Consider the following 13,824-nt stretch of genomic DNA (forward strand, 5'->3'; position numbering starts at 1 on the left):
GTACCCACCCCGCCACCGGAGGACCGACCTCGCGATCACGACCGCTCTCCCCTCACCGAGGCTACTGACCGGTAGACGCCCAGCAGCTGACCGCGTCGACCATAGCCGCCGTGCCGGCGATGACCACCTCAAGACCGGACTCGCCCCGGAGCCAGCGCGCGGTGCCGCCCGCCGCGCGGACCACCGCCAGGCCGGCGGCAACGTCCCAGGGCCGCTGCCCGAAACCTACGAAGCCGTCCAGGCCGCCCTGGACGACGTTGGCCAGACCGTAGGCGGCAGAGCCGAAACAACGCACCGCGCCCACGTGCGGAGCGATGTCGGCCAGCAGGTGCAACGCGTCGCGGCGGCATTCGGCGTCGTCCGGGAGCGCGAAACCGAGCACGGCCCGAGCGGGCTCCCACTCCGCGGGAATCACCCAGCCCTCCCAGAACTGCGGCATCAGGCCGGCCGGCCCGCAGGCGATCCGGTCAACGAGGGTGGCGCCACTCATCTGCACGATATGAGCGGCCACGGTCTCCCCCTCCACCTCGGCAGCGACGCTCACGGCGTGATACGGCATGAGACGCGCGGAATCGACCGTCCCACACAGTGGGTTCACGATCCAGCGCACACCCGACGTGCCGAGAGACTCCTCTGCTCCCTTGACCTGCCAGCCGTCGTGCCGACGGTGGGAGTTGATGCAGTCGACGATGGCGGTCCGGCTGCGGCGGGCGAGGTTCGCCGCGAGATCCCCGGGGGCGCTGCCGTCGAGAAAGGCCGTCAGGTTCGTGGACGAATCCCTGATGGCGCGGAAGCCTTCCTCCGAGGCCAGAAACGCGATCTGGTCGAGCTCTTCCTGCAAGAGACTTCATCCCCCAGTCGTGACGAGAGTGGCAGTCGCTCAACGGGCCTGGTACTGCCCAGCGGAAGTATGGCAATCCCGTCCCGCCCCTACCAATGCCATGCCGGGGACAACGGCCTCTTCTGGGATCGCTCGGCGCCCGCGAGCGGCTACCGGGGCCACTGGACATGTAACCCCTTCCTGCCGGAACCGCCCTTCCAGGGACTGTAAGACGTTCGGTGTAACTCCCGATCATGGAAGATGCATCGATGACCGAGTCGGCAGAGGCGGTGTCGGCGAAGGCCGTGGACGACCAGTTGATCGACGAGCTGGTGCACCGGGCCCAGGCCGAGGGTCTGCAGCTGACAGGCGAGGGCGGGCTGCTGCTGCAGCTGACCAAGCGGCTGCTGGAGTCCGCCCTGGAGGGCGAGATCACCGACCACCTCGGCTATGACAAACACGATGCGGTCGGCAAGAACGGCGGCAACTCCGAGCCAAACCCAACATCCGCAGGGGCCGTACGGTCGTCTACACCCTCCACGCCCACTTGGTCTTCACACCCAAGTACCGGCGCGGACCGTTCACCGGAGAGATCCTTACGCGCTGTGAAGAGATCATGCGGGCCGTATGCGCCGACTTCGAAACCGAGCTGGTGGAGTTCAACGGCGAACGCGATCACGTACACCTGCTCGTGCACTACCCGCCCAAGATCGCCATCTCCAGACTCGTCGGCAGCCTCAAGGGCGTCTCCGCCCGCAGGCTCCGCCAGGAGTTCCCCGGCCACATCCGCAAGTACCTGTGGGGCGACCACTTCTGGTCGCCGTCCTACTTCGCCGCATCCTGCGGCGGCGCACCGCTGGCGATCATCAAGGAGTACATCGAGAACCAGAAGCGACCCGGCTGAGGGCAACAGTGCAGACCCTGCGCCCGTGCGGGTCACGCCTATCTTGAGAGGCCCTTCCTCCCGGGCGTGAACGCCCGGGGTTCCGCGCTCGATCATGCTGAAGCTCCTGGACGCGCTCGCCAGGACCGTCGATGGTGGCGAGCGCGCCCAGGACCTCCCTACTGTTCCCCGCCGCGAGAGGGCAGTGCCGATCCGTCCCGGTGGTCAGGCCGCCGGGTCGGCACCGGCACGCGCCGGGAGCTTCGGAAGGACGTCCGGTGCGGTCGTGTGCCGGATGTCGGCGCCCAGCTTCACCAGGTCCGCGACGAGGTCGCGGTAGCCGCGGTCGAGGTGGTGGTGGTTGCGCAGCGAGGTCCGGCCCGGTACCGCCAGAGCGGCGAGAAGCAGAACCGCGGCGGCGCGCAGGTCGGTGGCGTAGAGGTCGTTGCCGGGCCGGTGCGGCGGACATGGGCCGTCGACGCGCAGCACCGGGTCGTCGACCGCGGTCCGCATGCCGAGTGCCGCAAGCTCCGGGACGAAGCCGAAACGGTGCTCCCAGACGGCTTCCGTGATGTAGGTGGGGCCTTCGGCGTACGCCGCCAGCAGGGCCAGGAAGGGCTGGCTGTCGCTGAACACGCCTCGCGACGCGGCGGTGAAGTCCACGGGCCGCAACGGCTTCGTCAACGGGTGCACGGTCACCTCGTCGGTGCCGACGTCGACGCGGACTCCCATGCGGTCCAGCACGTCGAACTCGGGCGCGAGCGCGCGGACCGCGCGGTCGATCCCCGGGCCGGTGATCCGAAGCGGTTCGTCCGCCAGTACGACGCCGGCGCAGATCCAGGTGACCACTTCGATCAGGTCGGGGATCAGCGTGAGGTCGACGGGACGGCTGAGCGCCTCCGGGCCGCGACCGTGGATCACCCACGTTTCGGGCCCGGCGATCTCGATGTCGGCGCCGAGTTCGCTGAGCACGGTGACCATATCGGTCACGTCGGGCTTGAGGTAGGGGTGGTGCAGCGTGGTCGTCCCGTGGGTGACCGCGCCCATCAGCAGTGCGGTCTTGGCCGCACTGCTGTAGCACGGCCCGCTCACGAGCGCTTTGTTGCGCGTGTAGTCGAGCAGGTCGATGGTGCACGGCGTCAACCGCTTCGCGGTGAGCTCCACGGATCCGTCGGCGGTGAGCCGGGTGGTGGCCCCGAACCGCTCCACCACGTTCAGAAGGTGCTCGACGGGCCTCCCGCGGGGTCCTTCGCCGATCACGCAGCCGCCGCTCGCGGGCAGCCGGGCAGCGCCGTTGCGGGAGATGAGAGCGGGCAGCAGGTAGAGCGAACCGTGGATCCGGCCGACGAGATCGGCGGGCAGCTCCGCACAGTCCCAGGTGGACGCGTCGAGGGTGAACGTCTCGGTCGGCCCGTCGTAGTGCGCCTGTGCGCCCGTGGCGCGGAAGATCTCGCCCAGCACAGTGGTCTCGACGATGTCCGGGCAGTTCCCGATGCGCACCGGCGCGCTCGCGGTGGCCGCGGCGGCCGCGATGGTGACCAGGGAGTGCTTGAACCCGGAGGTCCGGACGGAACCGGAGATCCGGCTCCCGCCGTGGATCTCGAGCAGCGGCTCGCCCGGAGGGGCAGGTTCTCGTTGACGTTCCTGCATGGGGGTACCTCCTGCGCTGAGTGGTGAGGGGTCGGGCGTGAGGGTCCGGTGCGGAATCGAACGCAGCCACTGCCGCGCTTCCCTCGCACTGGTCAGATGTACGACGGTGAGGCCGGGGTGCAGGCCGAGGAAAGCGGCCGTCTCGGCCCGCCGGGTGGCGTGCTGGGACCAGGCCCAGCGCAGCGGGTGGCGCGGGTTGCGCAGCATCGACCGCCAGGTCTCCCGGTTGCCGTGCCACAACTCGCGGCCGGTTGCGGCCCGGACCACCGAGCGCCGCAGCACGCGGCTCATGACGGTCCGGCGGGGCAGGTCGAGCCAGACGAACGTGTCGGCGCGCTCGCCGAGCAGGTCGCCGACGACCCAGTGGTACTGGGCGTCGCAGATCCACGCCGGTGCCCGCGTGGCGCGCTCCACGTCGTCCGCGAACTCCGCCCTGTGGGTCCAGCCGGGCCCGTGGTAGAGCGCGTCCATCTCGATGTGCCGGATGTCCAGCGCTCCGGCGAGGGCGGCGGCCAGCGTCGTCTTGCCCGCGCCGGAGATCCCGCCGACGACGATCCGCCGCAGCGGCGCGGATGCGGGCGCCGCCACCGGTCGGGTGGGCCGCGTGAGGAACCCGACCGACAGGGCCGTCCCCGCGCAGACGACGGCCAGGCCGAGCCACAGCACGGTGTTCCCGTGGGCCAGCAGCGCCGTCCCGGCCGCCGGGGCGACGGCGCCCGCGATCCCGAAGGACGTCTGGAAGGTCGCGTTGTAGCGGCCCTCCAGTCCGGGCGGCGCGGCGGCGTTCGCCGTCGTCGTGACGACGGGGGCGAACAGCGCGTCGCCGAGCGTGCCGATCAGGGCCGTACTGAGGACGACCGCGGTGGTGGCCGGCCCCGCCCAGCCGGACGGCGCCATGACGAGGACCGCCAGGGTGAAGAAGCAGGCCGCCAGTCGCAGCGCCGGCGGGGCGGAGACGCGCCGCGCGTAGGCGACCGCGGGCCGCCGGGCCACGGCCATCGACACGCAGGCGACGGCGACGACCACCCCCGGTAGCCACGACGGCTGCCCCAGCACCACGATGGCGACCACCGGGAGCATCGTCGTCAGGCAGTCGGAGACGAACGCCAGCAACAGCGTCAGCAGGCACAGCCGCAGGAAGCCGGGGTCGTCCCGCAGGTCGCGCCACCGCCACGCCCGCCCGTCGGCCAAAGCCTCGGCCGCCGGGGAGGGCCGGACGTGCCGGCGCACCGTGAGCACCAGCCCCATGGCCGCCGCGTAGGTGAGGCCGTTGGCGTACGCGATCAGGTGCAGTCCCGTACCGCTGTCGATCAGCAGGCCCCCGGCGGTCGCGCCGATCGCGCCGCCCGCCGCCCACCCGCTGACCTTCAGCACGCTCGCCGTGCTCAGCACGCCGAGGAGCGCCTCGGCCGGGACCAGCCGGGCCAGCAGCGGTGTGCTGGCCGTCCAGAACAGCCGTTCCGCGGCGGCCGCGACGACGGCGAGCGCGCCAACCTGCCACGTGGCGGAGACGAAGGGGAACAGCGCGAACACCCCGGTGCGCACGGCATAGCTCAGGGCCGCCCCGTTCGCCGGACCCCACCGGTCCACCAGCAGGCCGTTCACCGGTCCCGCAAGGAGGCCGAGGAGCCCGCCGACCGTCAGCGCGGCACCGACGTGCGCCAGGGAGAGGTGCTGCCCCCGGGTGAAGAAGATCAGCGCGACCGGCGCCCACAGGCCGTTGCCCACACAGTCGACGGTCAGCGCCACCAGGTAGGTGCGTTTCCCGGGCGTCTCCCGCCCCCGGCCGATCACGAGCGCCGTTCTCGACGGGGTCACGGGCGGACGAAGTGCACGAGCAGTGCCCGCCGGTCCACGGGGCAGGTGTTGGCGACCGGCGGGACGCCGTGCCACGACCGGTCCGAGCGGACGAGCACGACAGACGTCCCGGTGGTCGGCGCCACCCGCTTCGCGCAGTCGTCCATGTCGGCGCTGCGCAGCAGCCGCAGGTCACCGCTCCACTCCGGGTCCCACCCGTCGTTGAAGTAGAAGAGGTGGGTCACCGCCTTGTCCGGGCGGTCGGTGTGCGGCTCGATCCAGCAGCCCCGGGCGTAGCGGGTCATACGGGCCTCGACCAGGCACCGCTCCAGGTCCACGCCGGTGAGCGCGGACAGCGCCTCGCGGTAGGGCTGGGAGACGACGTCCGCGACGAACTGCCGCCAGTTCGCCGGGAGCGTGCGCACCTGGTCCTCGTCGACCGCGCCGGCAGTGACGAGGTTGCGGTTGAACATCCGGTACTGCTTGTCGGACCGGTTCAGGTCCGTGCGCTCGGACTCCTCGAAGCCGATGTCGCTGAACTCGCCGCGCAGGTTCTCGGCGACGGCGTCCGTGACGAACGAGCGAGGGATCACGGCGTGGCCGAACGGGTCCTGTTCCAGCTCGGCCCGGCTGATGGTCTCGATGTCGACGAGGGACACGTCTTCATTCCTCACAGGTGGACGGGGTGGGTGAACGCGCCGGCGACCGTGCGCAGCCGGATCTCCTCCCGGAGGCCGTGGAGCGTGAGCAGCCGGGCGACGCTGCCGTGTTCGGCTTCGATCCCGGCGATCAGCGAGCGCATCGTCGCCGCCGGCGTGGAGGTCCGCAGCCGCAGCTGGGCGAGGGTGTCCTCGCGGGTCCAGTTCGGGCGGGCGTCACCGCTGCGCAGGGCGCGGTAGGCGCGGGCGGTCAGGGCGTAGTCCCGGGCGACGTCCGCCGTCCGCACCCCGAGCGCCCGCAGGACCAGGGCGCTGACGACGCCGGTGCGGTCCTTGCCCATCGCGCAGCAGATGTAGACGGGGACCTCCGCCCCGTCGGCGAGCAGGCCCACGATCTCCGCCGCGACCGGCGCCGCCCTGGCCAGCATGTCGCGGTAGTTCGCGAGGTAGTCGCTGGGCAGGGGCCGCACGTTGCCCCGGATGCGGCTCATGTCGCCGGCCACGGGCCGGGGCAGCACTCTCGCGCCGGTGCACTCGGGCCCCCGGTACTGCCGGCGTTCCTCCTCCAGGCGCAGGTCGACGACGGTACGGATGCCCAGGCCGCCGAGCGCCGGCGCCGTCTCCGGAGACGGCGCCGGCCCCCGGACGAGGAGCCCCCGCCGCAGGTACCCCCCGCCGGGACCGCGCAGCCCGCCCAGATCGCGCACGTTGGGCAGGCCCGGGACCATGATCCTTCGGGTGTTCATGCCACCCCTTCGCGGTACCGGTCGCCCAGGGCGGCGACAACCCGACGGACGACGGCCTCGTTCGCGACCGCGATACGGACGGCGGCCGGCAGCCCCGGCGCGCCGGACAGGTCCCGTACGACGATCCCCCGCTCCAGGAGGTGCCGCCTCGCGGCCCCGGCGGCCGCCGGGTCGGGGACGTCCCAGGTCACGAAGTTCCCGCCGCTCGGCCGGGCGTGCCAGCCGGGCACCGCGCGCTCGACCTCGGCCGCGAACCGCTCCCGCAGCCGCCGCACGTCGGCCCAGATCCCGGTGAAGACGGCCTGCTCCTCCAGCGAACGCCGCAGCAGCGCGACCGCCGGAGCGGAGACCGAGCCCTCCGGGTCGAGATCGAACAGGTGCCGGGCGGTCGCCGGGTGCGCGACCGTCACCGCGATCCGGGCGCCCGACAGGCCGTAGCACTTGGAGAACGTGTTGACGCGGACGACGTGCCGCAGACCGGCGAGCCCGCGCACCAGCTCCTCGCCGCCCTCGGTGAACGCCAGGTAGGCGGTGTCCACGACCAGCAGACTGCCGTGCTCCGCCACCGCGTCGGCCAGCTCGGCCAGCTCCTCCCTTCCGTGCACCTGCCCGGTGAAGCTGTGCGGGGTGGTGACGACGACGAACGCCGGCGCACCCGCGCGCAGCCGACGCGCGAGGTCACGGACGTCGAACAGCCCGGTTCCGGGGTCCGGGTCCACGGGGTCGAGGACACAGCCCGAGATCGCCGCGAACTTCGCCCAGCCGTCGAAGTTCGGCTGGTGCAGGACGATCCGCGACACCTCCGGGAACGCCCGGGTCAGCAGGTTCAGCCCGGGATCGCTGCCTGCGGTCAGGACGAGGGAGTCGGTGTCCACCCCGAACCGGTCGGCCAGCATGCCGTAGACCGGCTGGAGGATGGGGTAGGTCAGCACGTCGTTCGGATCGAACTCCGCCAGCGTGGCCCGGTGCACCGCCGCCGCCCGGCTGTCCAGCAGCCCGCAGTTCTTGAGGTTGATCTCGTCGGGGACCCGGACACGCCGGTTGCGGAACCGGCCGGCGCTCTCCCGCAGGAAGGGGGAAGGCGCCCCTTCCCGCGCGGTCACGAGCGTCTCGTCTTTCATACCGGACGCAGGGCCGGGTCGGCGGCGCGGGCGGGGATGTTCTCGAACACCTGCGTGACGTCCGGCTGGTTGCCGAAGACGATGTCGTAGCCGCGGGCCAGCTCGTCGTCGGTCAGCGCGTGGGTGCCCGGCACGAACAGCTGCCGGTTGAACGCGGCCATCTCGTGGTCAAGGAGGTCCGGGCCCGCGAGCTCCCAGGGGGCGTACACGGTCGGCCGGGCCCGTGCGCCGCGCTCCTGGACGGCCTCGATGGTCCGCTCGGCACCCTCGATCGTGGTGCCCGGCAGCCCGACGATGACGAAGCAGTTCAGCTCGATGCCCGATTCCTTGCACCAGGCCGAGAGCCGGTCGAGGTCCATCGCGGACTTCTGCTTCGGCCGGGGCAGCAACGCGCCCTCCTGCGGGTCGAGCGTCTCCAGACCGACGCTGATCCGGACGCAGCCGGCCGCCCCCATCGACCGGATCATCCCCTCGCTGAGGTGGTGGACCGTCGTCGCGCACTTCCACGGGTAGGGGGACCCCCGGCCGGTCAGCTCCCGGCAGAGCTCCTCCATCCACTTCTTGTCCAGCGTGAAGGTCGGCGCGTAGAACGCCACGTACTCGAACGGCGCCGCGGCGAACGACTCCTCGATGTACCGGAGCGTCCGCTCGACCGTGAGCCGCCGTTCCTTCCGCGTGTAGATCAGCGGCACCTCGCAGTAGGAGCAGCCGACCGGGCACCCGCGAGCCGCCGGTACGACCAGTTCGCGGCGGCGCGGGATGCCGCAGAACTTGTTGGCGTCGTCGAAGTAGAGGGCGTCGTAGTGCGCGTACGGGATCTCGTCGGGCGTCGGCAGGTACCAGTCCTGCGCCGGGAGCAGGTCACCGCGGCGCTTGGGAGCGGCCCAGGAGCCGTCGCGCCGCAGGTGCACCCCCGCCGCGTCCGAAGCACGGCCCCGGAAGGTCTCGATCGCGGCGCCGACGCCGGACTCGAAGTCGCCGTTCTCTACGATCGCGTCGATGTCGAAGCGCTCGAAGAAGCGGGGGTTGACCCCGGACAGCCTGCCGAACGTGACGATCGGGGCGTCCGGGTTCAGCGCCCTGGCGTAGGAGACGAACCGGCGGAACCCGTCGATGCCGTCGAACTCGTTCATCACGGCGATCACGTCGTACCGCTCCTGGAAGAGCCTGCTGCCGAGGTCCTTCCACGTCAGCCGCTCGACACTGGCGTCGATCGCGGTCACCTGCGCGCCGGGGTAGGCGGCGCGCAGGTGACCGGCGACCTGGTAGAGCGCGAGGTGGTGCCCCGCGTTGAAGTAGCTGAGCACCTGCGGGGGCCAGATCACGAGGATCTTCCCGGGCTCGTCCACGATCTTTCCCATGGGAGGTCCTTTCGGTTCCGGCACGGTGGGCGCCGGGCGCCGGACGGTCAGTTCTGCGGCCGGTACGCGGAGCCGGCGAGCCCGGTGGTCAGCCAGTACTCGATCTGGACCGTGATCCGCTCGGTCCGCTCCGGGTGCTCGATCTTCGAGACCGCGTGCCACGACTTGTCGGTGGGCGGGAACGCGAGGAGCTGGCCGCCGACCGGGCTGATCTCCTCCGTCGGACCCGCCTTGGGGGACGCGAAGATCTGGAACTGCCCGCCCGCCTCGACCGGCCAGTCACGGTTCAGGTAGAGGATCACGGTGATCGCCTTGGTCGGCTTGTCCTTGTGCACCGACAGGTAGTCGCCGTTGCGGTGGGTGTAGAGGCCGATGCTGCGCTGCAGGCCGGCCAGTTCGATCCCGGTCGACTTCCCCAGCCAGGCGGTGAACTCGGCGCCGCGCAGGTCCTCCACGAGGTCGCGCCAGATCGCGGGCAGGCGAGGGAAGACCGGGGCTTCCTTTTCGAGGACGATGAGGTCCACGAGGTTCATCCGGTACTGCTTCTCGTGCTTCGGGTCCTCGACCGCGATCTTCGCGACGTCGGCGGTCGGCATGGTGGCGAGCAACTCCTTCAGTTGCCCGTCGTCGAGCAGGTCACGGCCGCGGAAGAGCTGGAACGGCTGTGTACGTTCCTCCAGCGCCGAGTCGAGCGTCAGCACCACGGTGCCTCCTTGGGGTCGATGCGGGGGTCCCGGGACGGCCGGGGCCCGACCTGGCCACAGCCTGACCGCGGGCCCCTGCCGACCCCTTGTCGGTTCGCTGCCCGGCCGCTGCCGGGGATCGGCAAGGTCTTCGCAAACCGGCGCGCCATCGCACGGCAAGCGGGACGGTGACACTGGCGGGGCAGTCCTGATACCCGAACCGGTGCACACGCCGGCCGCTGAGAGGTGCGAGTCTTGATCAACCTGGACGTCCGGCTCGAAACGTGGGAACACCCCTTCCGGCACTTCCGCGGCGCCGGTCTGCTCTCCGCGCGCGACCTGGCCGCCCTCGGCGCCACCGCGCCGGACGCCGGCCTGTTCCAGCGGATCGACACCTCGACCGGTGACGTACGGCGCCGCTACCGCTCGTCCGTCCTGCCGTTCTCCGACAACAAGACCGGCCTCACCCCCGATGGCATCCCCCTGGCGGCGCCCTGGCGTGAACTGGTCACCGACCTGCTGTCCGACCAGTTCACCGACTGGCTCCGCCGCGAGACCGGGGTGGACACCACCGGGCTCCACCGCCGGGCCGAGATCTACCACCACTACGACGGCGACTTCGAGGACCTCAGCGCCGGCAAACAGCACAAGAGACTCGCTCTGGCACTGCACACCAACGAGCACTGGCCGGCCGACGGCGGCGGAGAACAGGAATACTGGTCCGGCCCGGACAGGTCGGCCGGCCCCGCCTCGACCATGCCTCCGACGGGAGGCACCGCCTGGTTCTACTCGGCATCGCCCGCGTCCTGGCACCAGATGGCGCCGGTCAGCGAGGGGCGGGGCCTGGTGCGGCGGTCGGTCGCCCTAGCCTTCTTCGAGTAGCCGGCGAACCCCGGCCGGACACCGACGGAAGCCGCCGCCCGAGCTGTCTCGGACGGCGGCTTCCGTCGGTGGATCCCCTCGCTCCTCCCGGTCACTCCTCGTCGATCCGGATGGCCGACGACGGGCACAGGTGGACCGCCTGGCGGACGGCCGGCCCGTCCGACCCGGCCGGATCCACCGTCAGCGGTGCGACCAGCCCCTCCTCGTCCTGGTCGAAGACGGCGGGCGCCGCCAGGACGCACTGGGCGGCGCCGACGCACCGCTCCCTGTCCGCGGTGATGTGCACGGGCGTGCCCCTCTCCTCAGCAGTTCACCGGCACCCGGTAGATGCCGTAGATCCCGGCGTCGTCCTTGTACGGCAGCTCCTCGGCCGGCACGGCCAGCGACAGGCCCGGCACCCGGCGCAGCAGCGTCTCGAACACGACCTCCAGCTCCACCCGGGCCAGGTTCTGCCCGAGGCACTGGTGGACGCCGTACCCGAAGGCGACGTGGTGGCGCGCGCCGCGCTCGAAGTCGAGCCGGTCCGGGTGCTCGAAGACCTCGTCGTCCCAGTCGGCGGCCAGGCCCGACACGACGATGCCCTCGTTCTTGCGGATGGTCACGCCGCCGATCTCGATGTCCTCGGTGGCGACCCGGGCGGGCGCGTTCTCCACGACGCTGAAGTAGCGCAGCATCTCCTCGATCGCCGGAGGCAGCAGCGAGGGGTCGGCCGCGATCCGCGCCTTGTGCTCCGGGTTCTCCAGCAGCGCCACCATGCCCAGCGAGATCATGTTCGCGGTCGTCTGGTGCCCGGCGATCAGCAGCATGACGGCGGTGCCCACGATCTCGTCGTGCGTCATCACCGGGGTCTGCCGGTTGCGCGCGATGAGCCGGCCGATCAGGTCGTCGGTGGGTTCGCCCCGCTCCTTCTCGGTGACGAGGTCCTCCAGGAAGTCGTTGAGCGCGTCGGAGGCCACGGCGCGCTCCCGTATCGAGACGGACCGGCTGACCAGCAGGCCCGCCCACTCATGGAAGTCGCGGCGCTGCTCGTGGGGCACGCCCAGCAGCTCGCAGATCACCAGCGACGGCACCGCCTGCGACACGTGCTCGACGAGGTCGGCCGGCTGCGGCGCGGCCAGCATCTCGTCGATGCTCCGGTCGACGATCTCCTGGACGCGCGGGCGCAGCGAGGCGATCCGGCGCAGCGAGAACTCGCCGGTCAGGATCTTGCGGTGGGCCCCGTGCTCGGCCCCGTCCAGGTGGATCATGGACCGCCGGGTGCTGAGCCGGCGCACGCGCTCGGTTGCCGCGCGCTGCTCGGCGGTCAGCCGTCCCGGGAACGCCGGGTGCAGGCGGTCGGCGCTGACCCGCGGGTCGGCGAGCAGCTTGCGGGCCAGCTCGTGCTTGGTGACCAGCCAGGCCACCTGGCCGTCGGGCATCCGGACCCGGCTGACCGGCTCCCGCCCGCGCAGCTCCCGGTACTCGGCGGGCGGGTGCATGGGGCACGCGCGGGCCATCGGGAACGACGGAATGTCGTGGTCGAGCGTCTCGGTCATGGGATGGGTTCCCGTTCCTCTCGGGCCTGCCGGTCCGCTGCCGCCGCGCGGAGCGCGACCCGGTTGATCTTGCCGACGCCGATCATCGGGAGGGCGTCCACCACCCTTAATCCCTCGGGCAGTTTGTACGTGGCGATTCCGTGCTCGGTGAGGAAGCGGCGCAGGCCGAGCAGCGTCGGCTGCTTCTGCGGGTCGCAGGGGACGGCGAAGACGCAGACCGTGTGCCCCCACACCGGGTGCGGCATCGCGACCGCCGCGACCGCCCGCAGCAAGGGGTGCTCAGCGAGCAGCGATTCGATCTCCCCAGCGGAGATCTTCTCCCCGCCGCGGTTGATGACGTCACCGATCCGGCCCTCCACCACCAGCCCGCCCGACGGGTGCAGGCGTGCCAGGTCGCCGGTGCGGTAGAAGCCGTCGTCGGTGAAGGCGCGCGCGTCGGCCTCCGGTGCCGCGTAGTACCCGGCGACCGTGTACGGGCCCCTGGTCAGCACTTCTCCCACCTCGCCGGGCGCCACCTCGGTGCCGTCCTCGGCCACGATGCGGATCTCGTCGCCCGGTGAGGCCGGCCGCCCCTGGGTGTGGGCGATGACGTCACCGGGATCGTCCAGCGCGGTGTAGGTCAGCAGCCCTTCGCTCATGCCGTAGCACTGCTGCACCGTGCAGCCGAGCAGCTTGTGCGCCTCGGCCGCCGGGGCGGGCTCCAGACGGGCGCCGCCGGCCTGGAGCACCCGGAGCGACGTCGGCCCGCGGCCCCGCTGCCCGACCTCGCTGAGCCACTGGGTGACCAGCGCGGGCACCAGCGTCGTGTGCGTCACCCCCTCCCGGTCGATGAGGTCGAGCGCCGCCCCGGGATCTCCCGGCGAGCCCAGGACCACCCGGCCGCCGAAGGCCAGGGCGCCGAACATGCCGGGGCAGTTGAGGACGAACCCGTGCGCCCCCGACATGACGGCGAGGTACACCGTGTCCGGCGTCAGCCCGGCCCACCGGGCGGCCGTGCGGATCATGTAGCCGTAGCCCTCGTGGGCGCGAGCGATCGCCTTCGGCGGGCCGGTGGTCCCGCTGGACAGCAGGAAGACGGCGGGCTCGTCGGCCAGCGGCGGCCCCAGGTCGGGCAGGGGCCTGGCCCCGGGGTCCGGACGGCACAGCTCGACCAGGTCCTCGGTGTCTTCGGGAACGGCGTCCGAGGTGCGGTCGGCGACCAGGATGTGCCGGATGCCCGGACAGCTCTCCTGCAGTTCCCTCGCCAGCGCGACATGGTCGAAGCGCTGCCAGCGGCGCGGTACGGCCACGGCCGTGGGCCGGGTGGCCGCCACGGCCGCCAGCAGCTCGCGGCGGCGCAGTGTGGGCACCGCCATGACCGGGTGGGCGCCCAGCCGCATCAGCGCCAGCGGCAGGACGATCAGCTCCAGGTCGTTGGGGAGCTGGACCAGGACACGGTCCCCGCGCGCGATCCCCAGGGCGGACAGCCGGGCGGCGGCGCCGGCGACCGCGTCGGCCAGCTCGCGCCGGGTCAGCCGACCGCCGGGCCCGCGCACGGCCTCCTTCTCGGGGTCCTCGTCCACGTGCCGCAGCACCAGCCGGTCGACCCGCTCGGGACGCCACCACCCGCGGTCGCGGTACTCCCGCGCGCGATCCGGCGGAATCCTCGGGAGGCCGGGATCCTCGGGACGGAATGAACTCACGCCCT

General features: G+C 71.9%; 12 protein-coding genes and 1 pseudogene. 3 read left to right on the forward strand and 10 right to left on the reverse strand.

Annotation, left to right across the window (positions count from 1 at the left end; all coding sequences use genetic code 11):
• Positions 1-61: 61 nt before the first annotated feature.
• On the reverse strand, positions 62-841 hold the full coding sequence (locus ACQF4J_RS01025) for an inositol monophosphatase family protein (protein ID WP_427164200.1): 780 nt from the start codon (positions 839-841) through the stop codon (positions 62-64).
• Positions 842-1,074: 233 nt separating this feature from the next.
• Between ACQF4J_RS01025 and ACQF4J_RS01030 the strand changes: the two are divergent.
• Positions 1,075-1,314: pseudogene (locus tag ACQF4J_RS01030) on the forward strand (IS256 family transposase); the annotation flags it as partial.
• A gap of 11 nt (positions 1,315-1,325) precedes the next feature.
• Positions 1,326-1,724 carry an IS200/IS605 family transposase gene (tnpA, locus tag ACQF4J_RS01035; protein WP_351582063.1) on the forward strand — a complete coding sequence of 133 codons (399 nt, stop codon included), beginning with the start codon at positions 1,326-1,328 and terminating at the stop codon, positions 1,722-1,724.
• Between the two features lie 204 nt (positions 1,725-1,928).
• On the opposite strand, the gene ACQF4J_RS01040 is transcribed toward tnpA, so the two are convergent.
• Genes ACQF4J_RS01040 through ACQF4J_RS01065 form a run of 6 tightly spaced genes read right to left on the reverse strand, consistent with a single transcriptional unit; the run spans position 1,929 to position 9,741 of the window.
• Positions 1,929-5,171: an MFS transporter gene (locus ACQF4J_RS01040; protein WP_427164201.1), complete on the reverse strand. Its 3,243-nt coding sequence runs from the start codon at positions 5,169-5,171 to the stop codon at positions 1,929-1,931.
• Entirely contained in the window at positions 5,168-5,809 is a 642-nt protein-coding gene (locus ACQF4J_RS01045; RefSeq protein WP_427164202.1) for a prolyl hydroxylase family protein, read from the reverse strand. Before ACQF4J_RS01045 ends, ACQF4J_RS01040 begins: the two co-directional genes overlap by 4 nt.
• Before the next feature lie 11 nt (positions 5,810-5,820).
• Positions 5,821-6,555 carry a tyrosine-protein phosphatase gene (locus ACQF4J_RS01050; RefSeq protein ID WP_427164203.1) on the reverse strand — a complete coding sequence of 245 codons (735 nt, stop codon included), beginning with the start codon at positions 6,553-6,555 and terminating at the stop codon, positions 5,821-5,823.
• Positions 6,552-7,658, reverse strand: coding sequence for an aminotransferase class I/II-fold pyridoxal phosphate-dependent enzyme (locus ACQF4J_RS01055; RefSeq protein WP_427164204.1), 1,107 nt, complete (start codon positions 7,656-7,658; stop codon positions 6,552-6,554). Before ACQF4J_RS01055 ends, ACQF4J_RS01050 begins: the two co-directional genes overlap by 4 nt.
• 14 nt (positions 7,659-7,672) lie before the next feature.
• Entirely contained in the window at positions 7,673-9,037 is a 1,365-nt protein-coding gene (locus ACQF4J_RS01060; protein ID WP_427164207.1) for a B12-binding domain-containing radical SAM protein, read from the reverse strand.
• A gap of 47 nt (positions 9,038-9,084) precedes the next feature.
• A complete protein-coding gene (locus ACQF4J_RS01065; protein WP_427164208.1) occupies positions 9,085-9,741 on the reverse strand; it encodes a prolyl hydroxylase family protein in 657 nt (218 codons plus the stop codon).
• 234 nt (positions 9,742-9,975) lie between these two features.
• On the opposite strand from ACQF4J_RS01065, the gene ACQF4J_RS01070 reads away from it, so the two are divergent.
• Entirely contained in the window at positions 9,976-10,602 is a 627-nt protein-coding gene (locus ACQF4J_RS01070; protein WP_351573144.1) for a 2OG-Fe(II) oxygenase, read from the forward strand.
• A gap of 91 nt (positions 10,603-10,693) precedes the next feature.
• Here ACQF4J_RS01070 and ACQF4J_RS01075 read toward each other — a convergent pair whose 3' ends face one another.
• From ACQF4J_RS01075 to ACQF4J_RS01085, 3 genes are read right to left on the reverse strand one after another with little or no spacing between them, the layout of a single operon-like run.
• A complete protein-coding gene (locus ACQF4J_RS01075; protein ID WP_351573147.1) occupies positions 10,694-10,888 on the reverse strand; it encodes a ferredoxin in 195 nt (64 codons plus the stop codon).
• Positions 10,889-10,904: 16 nt separating this feature from the next.
• Complete coding sequence (locus ACQF4J_RS01080) at positions 10,905-12,137, reverse strand: cytochrome P450 (protein ID WP_351573150.1); 1,233 nt, start codon at positions 12,135-12,137, stop codon at positions 10,905-10,907.
• Entirely contained in the window at positions 12,134-13,819 is a 1,686-nt protein-coding gene (locus ACQF4J_RS01085; protein ID WP_351801597.1) for an AMP-binding protein, read from the reverse strand. Before ACQF4J_RS01085 ends, ACQF4J_RS01080 begins: the two co-directional genes overlap by 4 nt.
• Between the last annotated feature and the right edge of the window lie 5 nt (positions 13,820-13,824).

It is taken from the genome of Streptomyces sp. C1-1, assembly GCF_050214755.1.
Classification (GTDB): domain Bacteria; phylum Actinomycetota; class Actinomycetes; order Streptomycetales; family Streptomycetaceae; genus Streptomyces.